Genomic DNA, 11,593 nt, shown 5'->3' with positions numbered 1-11,593 from the left:
ATTGCTAAATATGTTATTTATAGTGAACTTGTTAGGAATTCAATAAATTAACTTTAACGTTGTGCTTTTAACATGAAGAATTTAATCATTGTAGTTTTGACTATTATCTGCACAACAGCATGTAAGGATAAAGAAGATAAGACAGAATTGAAAGACCAAACAATTAATATAGAATCAAAAACTTGGTGGAAAGAAGGGGTTTTATATCAAATATATCCACAAAGCTTTAAGGATTCCGACGGTGATGGTTTTGGAGATTTTAAAGGAGTTATGGAAAAGCTTGATTATCTAGAAAGTTTGGGAATTACTATGGTTTGGATGAACCCGTTTTTTGAGTCTCCACTTGTTGATAATGGTTATGATGTTAGTAATTACCGAGCTATTCATCCTAGGTATGGCACCATGGAAGATTTTGAAAATATGTTAGCCGGCATGAAATCGCGGGGTATTAAATTTGTTCTCGATGTAGTTGTAAACCACAGTAGTAATGAGCATGATTGGTTTAAACAAGCAAGTAGCTCTAGAGAAAACGAATATTATAATTATTACCATTGGTGGCCAGCAGAAAAGGGCGAACCACCACACAGGCATAGTCTTTTTGACCCAGAAGGAGGTTGGGATTATGTTGAAGCTACAAATGCATATTATTTACACACTTTTGCAGAAGCACAGCCAGATTTAAATTGGGAGAACCCTAATGTTAGACAAGAAGTATATGATATTATGAAATTTTGGGCAAAAAAAGGGGTTGACGGTTTTCGTATGGATGCCTTTCAATTTGCAAGTAAGGATACTAGTTATCCAGAATTCCCTGAAGGCCACGAAAAAGATTTCATTAAATGGTATGCTATGCGACCTCAATTACACGAGTACTTAAACGAAATGTATAAGGAAGTTATGGAGCCTTATAATGTTTTTGCCGTTGCCGAAGGCGCGGGAACCACCTTACAAGACGCTCATGACCTTGTAGATGAAGATAGAAAGGAACTACAAACGGCCTATCACTTTGAGTATGTCGATATGGCGAGAACAACAGAGGGTTATACTTTAAAGCAATTTAAAGAGGTTTTTACTAAATGGGATAAGGCTTTTTCGGAAAAAGGATGGCTAGCTATTTTTCTATCTAATCATGATAATTCACGTTTGGTAAATAGATTTGGGAACCCAAGGCCAGAGTTTAGAACGGTATCTACACAAATGCTCAATACATTTCTATTGAGTATGCGAGGTACGCCATATACCTATTACGGAGACGAGTTAGGAATGACGAATATCGATATGCCAACCATTAAAGAATATGTCGATGTAGCAGCTTTAGGAGAATACCAAAGAGCCAAAGCAAATGGTGGAGATCTGGACGAGTTTATGAAGCAGCTTAACTATAATTCTCGTGAGAACTCACGAACACCGATGCAATGGAATGATGAAAAAAATGCTGGCTTTTCAACAGGAAACCCTTGGAAAAAAGTAAATGAAAATTTTACAAATATAAATGTAGCTGCTCAAGATAAAGATCCAAATAGTGTCTTAAATCACTTTAGGAAAATGGTTAAGTTAAGAAATGAGAATAAAATAATGGTTTATGGTGATTATCAATTGTTGGATGAAGACAACAATGAGACTTATGCGTTTACAAGAACGCTTGATGGAAGAGAATTATTAATATTATTGAATTTTACGGATCATGATTCTAAAATTGATTTTCCAGAAACCAAAAAAATAGAAGCGACACTCATAAATAACTACAACAGTTTATCAAATAATAATGGGATAGTTACATTAAAGCCTTATCAGGCTGTTATAAGTGAATTAAATGAATAACCAAATAAACAAAATAGCGCTATTTCTTATAGGGGTTATCTTGGTAATATCATGTCAAAAGAATGAATCTTCGACCGAAGAAAAATTATATGTATCCGAGAATTTTACAATTTATAAGGATAAAATTATTCAGGGTGAAAATGTAGCTAAAGCAATATTACCAACGCATTTAAAATCAAATTATAAAAGTCCGGTAAGTTCAACATTTTCAAGATTGTTAAAGTTTAAGTTTTCAATCAATGAAAAAGATAATGAATTACCGCCAGGTTTAGATCATTGGATCATAATTGGAGAAGATGAGCACGAGTCACCGGTGCTTACTTTCGGTGAAACACCTCAGTCTATACCAGATAACCCTGGAACGTTTCTACCAACTAATTACAATTACACTTTTAAAGTAGACGTATCTTCCGTATTGAACCAATTTGAAGAAAATGGTTATTACGAAACTTACGAAGGAACTAGAGTCGCTAATGAAGATTTTAAAGGGTTTTATATTGCAGGAGGCTCTGAGCCTTTATCTTGGGATTTTGTGAATTTGGATCAAAAAGGATTAGTTTTAAAACCTACCGAGGACCCAAACATATACAGTATCACAGTGACTTTGAATCCTTATGATGAAAGTGTTGCTCGAGATAAGGAATGGAAGTTGTCCGAAGATATTTCTAGTCGTCCAAAATACACATCACAACAACCTATAGTTGATGCCTTATTTAATCTGTCTTTAGAAGAGGCTATTAAAAATATTGAACCAGACAGTACTTTAAGAACAGGGGCAAAATGGGGAGGTGTTTGGACACGAGATGTGAGCTATTCAATTTTGCTAGCCTTTGCTTATCATGAACCAGAGGTTGCTAAGATTAGCTTGCGTAAGAAAGTTAAACGAGGACGTATCATTCAAGACACCGGCTCTGGTGGGGCATGGCCTGTGTCGACAGACAGAACAACATGGTGCTTGGCAGCTTGGGAAATTTACAAGGTAACGGGTGACAACGCTTGGCTTGACGAAGTTTATCCAATAATAAAAAACACTTTAGATGACGATTACAAAACGATTTATGACAATAGATTCGGATTGTATTCAGGCGAGTCCTCTTTTTTAGATTGGCGTGAACAAACGTATCCTAAATGGATGGACAACCGTGATATTTTTGTTTCACATAATTTAGGAACTAACGTGGTTCATTTTCAAGCGCATCGTATTTTAGTTGAAATGGCTAAAATTAAAGGCGAACCTTTTGAGGTATATAGCGATAGAGCTGAAGCTATAAAAAAGGGAATAAATGATTATCTATGGATTCAAGACAAAGGTTATTATGCTCAGTTTTTATATGGAAGAGGTGACCTAATATTATCTCCACGCTATGAAGCCTTGGGTGAAGCTTTAGCAATTTTATTTGATATAGCCGATTTAGATAAATCAGCATCAATTGTTTCAAAATCACCATTAACGGAATATGGTGCAACGTGCATATATCCTCAAATTCCAGGTATTCCACCTTATCACAACAACGGTATTTGGCCATTTGTGCAAGCCTATTGGAATTGGGCGGCTGCCAAAACAGGGAATGAAGCTGTTTTAAATCATGGACTGGCAAGTGTTTATCGTGCAGCGGGGTTGTTTCTTACAAACTATGAAAACATGGTTGCCGATACAGGAGATTTTTTAGGTACTGAAATAAATTCACATCGCATGCTTTGGAGTATGGCTGGTAATTTAGCCATGGTACATCGTGTGTTTATGGGTATGGAATTTAAAACGGATGGCTTATATATAAATCCCGTTGTTCCAAAATCTTATGGAGGTGAAAAAAATCTATCAAATTTTAAATATAGAAATTCAATTTTAAACATTGCTGTTAAGGGTTTTGGAAATAAAATTAAATCTGTAACCATTGATGCAAAGCCTACCGATAAGGCATTTATTTCATCTGATACCGAAGGTATGCATGATATTGTTATCGAGTTAGCAAAAAATGAATTCCCGCATCAAGACATTAATAGGGTTGAAAATCATTTCACACCAACTACTGTTTTGGCTTCAAAGGAAGAAGATGTTTTAAAATGGCAAGCGATTAAAGGAATAGATGAATATCGTATTTATAAAAATGGAGATTTATTTAAAACTACCGTTGATACTTTTCTTGAAACTGAAGCAGAAACGTATGCATCTTATATGGTAAGTGCGGTTGATGAAAAAGGTTACGAAGGATTTTCTAGCGAACCCGTTGTTTTTGCAAAGAATGTTCAGATATTTGAAATGGAAGATTTCGCATCTGCTTCAAAACTACCTTATAGTAACTTTTCAGGAAGAGGTTTTGTTGAGATTTCTTTAGATAAGAATAATGAGATTTTGATGCCTTTAAATATTGAAAAAGAAGGCGATTATTTATTAGATTTTAAATATTCTAATGGTAGTGGGCGATGGAATACTAACAATAAATGTGCAATAAGAAGTTTATCCATAAATAATGAATATGAAGGGGTAATAGTTATGCCTCAACGGGGAATGGATGAATGGTCAGACTGGGGTTTTACCAATAACCATAAAGTTAGATTGAATGCAGGGATAAACTCGGTAAAAATCCATTTTGAAGACTGGAATAATAATATGAATATTGATGTTAACTCTGCGATGTTGGATTATCTGCGGATTGTTAGCATAGATTAAAAAATAACTAACCAAACAAAAAAATAGATATATGAAGCTAACGAAACCTAAATTATCATTTTGGCAAATTTTTAATATGAATGTTGGATTCCTCGGGATTCAATATAGCTTCGGATTACAACAAACGGCAATAAATCCAATTTTTCTTTATTTAGGTGCTCCTGAAGATATGTTGCCAATTCTTAATATAGCTGGACCCGTAACGGGTTTAGTAGTGCAACCTATTATTGGTGCTATGTCCGATAAAACTTGGTCTCCTCGTTGGGGAAGAAGAAAGCCATATTTTTTAATAGGTGCCATTATTGGAAGTATTTGCTTATTTGCCTTTCCCACAAGCCCAGTCTTATGGTTTGCGGTTGGTTTGTTGTGGATTTTAGACGTTGGAAACAATATGGCTATGGAGCCTTACAGAGCTTTTGTGGGCGATAAACTTCCTGAAAAACAATTGAGTTTAGGATATCAAATGCAAAGCCTTTTTGTTGGTGCAGGCATTTTACTTGCCATGGGTTCAATTGTCTTGTTTCAAAAGATATTTGGTGCCGAGGCAGTTTCCGATAATGGTGTGATACCTACTTGGATGTATTATTCTTTTTCTTTAGGAGGCATATTATCAATTTCAACGGTATTATGGTCTGTTCTTAAAACTCCTGAAATACCGCCTTCAGAAGAGGAATTGTCAGAGATTAATGCAGCTAAGAGTAAGCCATTTATGGAACGGGTTTGGCAACCATTTAATGAAATTGGTCTAGCCATAAGAGAGATGCCAAAATTTATGTGGAAAATAAGTGCGGTATACTTATTTCAGTGGTACGCGTTATTTGTTTATTGGCAGTATATCACTCCTTTGTTTATGAAAACCATGGGTTACGGCATTTCTGATGCCGCTTCACAATCAGCTCAAATGAGTTTGACTTATAACATAGTAACGATGGTAGTAGCACTTGCTTTAGTACCTCTAACTTTAAAATTTGGAGGGAAGAAAGTGTATGCTTTTAGTTTAATAGGTACTGCAATAGCATTATTTTCAATTCCATTCATCGATAATATGACATTGGTATTAGCGCCTATGGTTTTGTTCGGAATTGGTTGGGCAGCTATGATGGGAATACCTTATACTATGGTTTCAAAAGCGGTACCTCAAGACAGAAGAGGTGTTTATATGGGTATTTTAAATATGATGATAGTTATACCAATGGGTATCGAAACACTAACCTTTGGCCTAATTTATAAGTATCTTTTAGGAGGAAATGCTATAAATGCTATTCTATTTGCAGGTGTCTTCTTTATTATTGCCGCTTTGCTAGCGTTTCGTTTAAACGAACCGAAGTCGGAAATAAACGAGTAATTTTAATACAATAAAATTATGAAAAATATAGGTATTAAAATTTCCATCTATCTCAATTACTTTGTGTTTGCTATTTTACTCAATAGTGTTGGTATTGTTATAGAAAAATCAATAGATGTTTATCAAGTCACAGAGTCTCAAGCCTCGGTTTTAGAAGCTTTTAAGGACTTACCAATTGCAATAGTTTCATTCATTATTGCTTCTTTTTTACCTCGATTTGGATATAAGAAAGCAATGCTCGCGGCATTAGCAATTGTGTTCTTTGGTTGTTTACAAATGGTATATGGGAATTCATTTTTTTACACCAAAGTTTTGTTCTTATCTATTGGTGTTAGTTTTGCTTTAATTAAACTGTCTGTTTATTCACTTATTGGGATACTAACTGAGACAAAAAAAGAACACGCTTCTCTTATGAGTTCTATTGAAGGTTTCTTTATGGTAGGTATAGCTTTAGCTTATTTCTTGTTCCCTGCCTTTTATTCGGAAGATGAAAATTCGTGGCTCAATGTTTATTACCTCTTGTGCGGGTTGATATTCCTATCATTTTTATTTCTCTTATTTTCTAAAGTGGAATATAAGGTTGAGGCAATAGGAACAAGCCTAAAGGATGATTTAAAGGAATCTTTGAAATTAATGATAGTTCCTCTTGTACTAGTTTTTATTATTTCGGCTTTCCTCTTTGTTATGATTGAGCAAGGGATTATGACATGGTTGCCAACATTTAATAAAAAGATATTTAATTTCAATTCTGTTTTAAGTGTACAAATGGCAAGTATTTTAGCCTTGTCCCTTGCCTTTGGGAGATTCATTGCTGGATTTCTAACTAAGTTTATGAACTGGGTGGTTCTAGTAATAATCTGCGTAGTTATTTCAGGTGGAATTTTAGTCTATATTTTGCCGCAGCTTCAGGGTGATATACAATCTGTTGGAGAAATATCTAGTCTTTCAGACGTTCCTTGGTTAGGTTTTATTTTGCCTCTAATAGGGTTGTTTATTGCGCCTATTTATCCGCTTTTAAATTCAACTGTACTAAGCTCTTTGCCCAAGAGTCTGCATTCACCAATGTCTGGATTAATTATCATATTTTCTGCTTTGGGCGGTACTATAGGTTCAAGAATTGTTGGAGAATTGTTTGAAAGTGTTGGTGGCGCAAGTGCTTTCTACTTTTTATTAATACCAATGGTGTTATTAATAATTTTTGTGTTACTAATTGATAGGATGTCTAAGAAGAAAGTACTCGTTGGATCATGAAATTTAAATTAGAAATTGATAAAGTTCTATCTCAGTTACTAAGTCAAGAAGACACGGATGGGGACAAGAAAATCACTATTGAAGATATTGGGCCTAAGTCGTTTCAATTAGTTTCACCCGAAGGAGAAACCTATCAAGTTTCGGGAACATATCACCTGTCAAATCTGCTTCAGGGTTTAGCTCGGGCTAAAGAAAATGGAGACATTGTTACTGAAATTTCAATCAATGAAATTGAGGAACTACCAGCTAATAGGATTTCAAGAATAATTCGAAACTATTTTTGGGCGGGCTTAACAAGAACAATGGACGTGGCGGGAATTAAAAACTTAATTCACGATTCTAAGAATGAGACCCTAATCTCTGACAAATTAAGAGTTTATATTCCTTTTAATGATGAAATTGTTTTTAATTATTACAAAGAGCTTGAATCTTCCTTTCCAATTGAAGTTATTAAATTACCAGAGAGCATAACACCTCAATATGTTAAATCGATAAATGATAAACCGGGTATATTATCTCTAAAAATTGAAGAGATTAATGGAAAGATGCAGGGTGTTCCATTTGTTGTTCCTGGAGGTCGTTTTAATGAGATGTACGGTTGGGACAGTTATTTCGAGTCTGTTGGGCTATTGTTAGATGATAAAGTCGAATTAGCTAAGTCTATGGCAGACAACTTTCAATATGAAATAGAGCATTATGGCAAAATTTTAAATGCAAATCGCTCTTATTACTTAACCAGAACACAACCGCCATTGTATTCTAGCTTGATTCGAGAAGTTTTTGAAAAAACTAATGATAAAGACTGGTTATTAAGTCATTTGAAAACAGCTATCAAAGAATATGAAACAGTTTGGATGGTTGAAGGAAAAAGATTGACTCCAAATGGATTAAATAGATTTTTAGCCGAAGGAATTGGTATAACTCCTGAAGCAGAGGAAGGGCATTATCATGCCATTTTAAAACCGTATGCGGATGCTATGGATATGACAATTGAGGCATATGAAAAGGCTTATGCAAATGGAGAAATTAAAAATAAAACCCTTGACAATTACTTTGTGCATGACAGAACGGTTAGAGAATCTGGACATGATACCTCATATAGAATCGAAGGCAATTGTGCAGATTTAAACTTGGTCGAATTAAACGCTATGCTTTATAAATATGAAAATGATTTTGCACATTTAATAAGCATACTGCTTAATAATGATGTAGAAGGTTTAAATATTGGCAACAGAATATATACCAGTGATTATTGGATAGAAAAAGCAAATTTCAGAAAACAATTATCGGATAAGTATTTGTGGAACGAAGATCAGGGCCTTTACTTTGATTATAACACAAAAACAAGTAATCAATCTCAATTTGTTTCAGCTACAACTTTTACACCTTTGTGGTCTAGTATGGCAAGTGAAGACCAAGCCAAAAACCTTGTAAAAAAAGGACTTAGCATTCTAAAAGAAAAAGGAGGAATAGCTGGAAGTACTGAGGAAAGTAGAGGAAAGCTGTCTGACGAAAGACCACCTAGACAATGGGACTATCCTAATGGTTGGGCACCACACCAAATGATGATTTGGAAAGGGCTTATTAACTATGGTTATCTTAATGAGGCTCAAGAACTTATCTATCGCTGGCTTTATATGATTACTAAGTGTGCTGTGGATTATAATGGAACGATTTGTGAAAAATATGACGTTGTAAAAGCCTCACATAAAGTAGATGCAGAGTATGGTAATGTTGGCGCTCAGTTTGAATATTTACCAAGAGAAGGATTTGGATGGATGAATGCCTCTTACCAATATGGTTTGTCAATACTTAATTCGGAAAACATCTTTAAATTAAACCAACTTATTGAACCAGATCAAATCTTTTAAAGAATGAGCTCGTTAAGACTTATCTTATCTAAATCAAGATACTTTTCGGTTGCGTGGGTGTTTTGTTCATTAAATATTATGATTGGAACCTGGGTGCTTTATATTCCACAGGTTAAGGCGAAGTTAAATTTAAACGATTCACAGATAGGGGTTGCTTTATTCTGTCTCGCTCTAGGCATTCTGGTGTTTCTTCCATTAGTGCCATTTATAACTAAAAAAGTAGGGTTAGGGAAATATACGATTATTGGGATTATTCTTTTTTCTCTGGCTTTTATAGGTCCATTATTGGCTACCAATTATGTTTTTTTATGTGTTGCACTATTCATTGTCGGGATATTTTCTGGAAGTACCGATGTAGCAATGAACGCACTCGTGTCAAGAATTGAAAAAGAAGATAGTAAAAATATTATGTCCTCTGCTCATGGTTTTTTTAGTTTAGGAGGTGCAATTGGAGCAATATTAGGGTCATTTTTAATGATGTATTTTACGAATCCTATATTTCACATGACTCTAATGGCTACCATAGTAATTACAATAAATATTGGCCTATCAAAACATTATCTTAAGATTAATGAAGAGCATAATGTTTCCAAAGAAAAGGAACCTTTTAAGCTAACAACATTCACCCCTTTAATAATTGTTGCTTTTTTGGCATTTGTAATTATGAGCAGTGAAGGAGCTATTGAGCATTGGAGCTCTTTATATTTATTTGAGGTTGTTGGGATTACAACAGATAATCTTGCTGGGTTAGGGTTCATTTTATTTTCTGCTACCATGACAATTGGGAGATTTTTTGGGGATGGCGTAAGCGCTAGAATAGGGTCAACAAAAACAATATTGTTTGGTTGTGTTTTAGCTTGTGTTGGCTATTTGTGTGTATTATTTAATACTCTAATCATAACAGTTATTGGTTTTGGTGTTATAGGGCTTGGATTATCTGTAATTGTACCAGAGTTGTTTAGAATAGCAGGGAAGGCTAAAAATGTATCCGCTTCATCGGCTATTTCTTTTGTGTCAGGAATTGGTTTTATTGGATTTTTATTAGGCCCTGTAGTTTTAGGTTTTATTTCCGATGCATATAGTTTAGAAATGAGTTTTATAACCTTATTGATATTAACCGTATTGGCTTTATTAACCTCATTTCTAAAATTAAGATTAAGCAAAATTAAGATAGAATAGTTGCTTTTGATTATTTCTATCAAGTCATAAATAATTAAATAATGATTCACATGTTTTGTGATTTAAACTACATATTATGAAAAAATTCATTTTCTTTTTTGTCGCTTTTATAGCTTTATCTGCTTGTAAAAATCAATCGGATAAAGGCACAATTGTTTCAGAACCTATTAAAACTAATGAGAATACATTTCCAGAAAAGCTAAACGGTTCTACCATTTACGAAGTAAATATTAGGCAGTTTACACCAGAAGGAACGTTTAAGGCATTCTCAGAACATTTACCAAGGCTAAAGGACTTAGGGGTAGATGTTCTTTGGCTTATGCCTATACATCCTATTAGCGAAACAAATAGAAAAGGAACATTAGGGAGTTACTATGCACCAAAAGATTACTCAGCTGTAAACCCAGAATTTGGAACGGTAGATGATTTTAAGGAGCTTCTTAAAAAAGCTCAAGACATGGGGTTCTATTTAATTTTAGATTGGGTTCCAAACCATACAGGACGTGATCACCCTTGGGTTACAGAACACCCTGACTTTTATATTAGAGATGCAGAAGGAAATGTGACTTACGAGTCTATGAGTCCTACTGATGTTTGGTGGGATACAGCTTTATTAGATAATAACAACCCTGAAACTCGTAAAGCAATGATTAATGAAATGCGTTATTGGGTAGAAATGGGTATTGATGGGTTTCGATTAGATCACGGATGCGGTGATAAGATCCCATTGTATCTATGGGAAGAGGCTAGGGCCGAATTAGACCCAATAAAAGAACTATTTTGGTTAGCCGAATGTGGGCATGAAACATTCATATTAGATGGAAGTTATGCTGATGAATTTGAAGTGATTATGCGTGAGGTAGCTGAAGGCAAGAAAAAAGCTAATGCCTTGTCAAACTGGATTGATGAGGATATGTTTAAGCACGGCAGAACAGCATTGCGTATGACCTATACATCTAACCATGACTTGAACTCATGGAACGGTACCGTTTTCGAACGATTTGGAGAAGGCCACAAAACCTTTGCAACTTTCGTTTTTACCGCTTATGGATTCCCGCTTATTCTTGGAGGTCAAGAAGCTGGAATGGATAAAAGACTTGAGTTTTTTGAAAAAGACCCAATGGTTTGGACAGACTCTCTAAATCTTCAACCTTTTTATAAATCATTAGTTGACCTTAAAAAGAAAAATAAAGCTATTTGGGCTGGTGATGAAGGGGGGTTCCCTATTTCAATTGAGAGTAATGAAGATGTTATAGGGTTTTACCGAGAAGTTGAGAATAGCAAAGTTATTGCAATTTTTAATTTCACTTCAAAAGAGCAGTCTGTTGAAATAACCAACAATAAAGCATACGGAAGTTTTAAAGATTATTTTACAAATAAAGCAGTTAAGATTGATGATAATCCATTGAGTTTAAAACCGTGGGAGTACATGGTTTTTGTGAAGTAGTTTGAGCA

At 34.6% G+C, this 11,593-nt stretch carries 7 protein-coding genes; all 7 read left to right on the top strand.

Translation table 11 applies throughout. From position 1 onward, the window contains the following. Window positions 1-72 precede the first annotated feature (72 nt). The 7 genes from FEF17_RS04805 (at window position 73) to FEF17_RS04775 (ending at window position 11,585) form a co-directional block, all read left to right on the top strand. A complete protein-coding gene (locus FEF17_RS04805) occupies window positions 73-1,821 on the top strand; it encodes a glycoside hydrolase family 13 protein (protein ID WP_139001219.1) in 1,749 nt (582 codons plus the stop codon). Next, on the top strand, window positions 1,814-4,492 hold the full coding sequence (locus FEF17_RS04800) for an alpha-L-rhamnosidase-related protein (protein ID WP_139001218.1): 2,679 nt from the start codon (window positions 1,814-1,816) through the stop codon (window positions 4,490-4,492). The genes FEF17_RS04805 and FEF17_RS04800 overlap by 8 nt, the downstream gene beginning before the upstream one ends. Window positions 4,493-4,523: 31 nt before the next feature. Continuing rightward, window positions 4,524-5,837, top strand: coding sequence for an MFS transporter (locus FEF17_RS04795; protein ID WP_139001217.1), 1,314 nt, complete (start codon window positions 4,524-4,526; stop codon window positions 5,835-5,837). Window positions 5,838-5,855: 18 nt separating this feature from the next. Then, window positions 5,856-7,088, top strand: coding sequence for an MFS transporter (locus tag FEF17_RS04790; RefSeq protein WP_139001216.1), 1,233 nt, complete (start codon window positions 5,856-5,858; stop codon window positions 7,086-7,088). Next, window positions 7,085-8,959: an alpha,alpha-trehalase gene (locus tag FEF17_RS04785; RefSeq protein WP_139001215.1), complete on the top strand. Its 1,875-nt coding sequence runs from the start codon at window positions 7,085-7,087 to the stop codon at window positions 8,957-8,959. The genes FEF17_RS04790 and FEF17_RS04785 overlap by 4 nt, the downstream gene beginning before the upstream one ends. 3 nt (window positions 8,960-8,962) lie before the next feature. After that, window positions 8,963-10,138, top strand: coding sequence for an MFS transporter (locus FEF17_RS04780; protein ID WP_139001214.1), 1,176 nt, complete (start codon window positions 8,963-8,965; stop codon window positions 10,136-10,138). Window positions 10,139-10,214: 76 nt separating this feature from the next. Then, on the top strand, window positions 10,215-11,585 hold the full coding sequence (locus tag FEF17_RS04775) for an alpha-amylase family glycosyl hydrolase (RefSeq protein ID WP_139001213.1): 1,371 nt from the start codon (window positions 10,215-10,217) through the stop codon (window positions 11,583-11,585). The last annotated feature ends 8 nt before the right edge of the window (window positions 11,586-11,593 follow it).

This window comes from Hyunsoonleella aestuarii, from assembly GCF_006148925.1.
Lineage (GTDB): Bacteria > Bacteroidota > Bacteroidia > Flavobacteriales > Flavobacteriaceae > Algibacter_D > Algibacter_D aestuarii.
The sequence above is the reverse complement of the archived record's forward strand: the minus strand, read 5'-3'. Positions and strand labels throughout refer to the sequence as shown.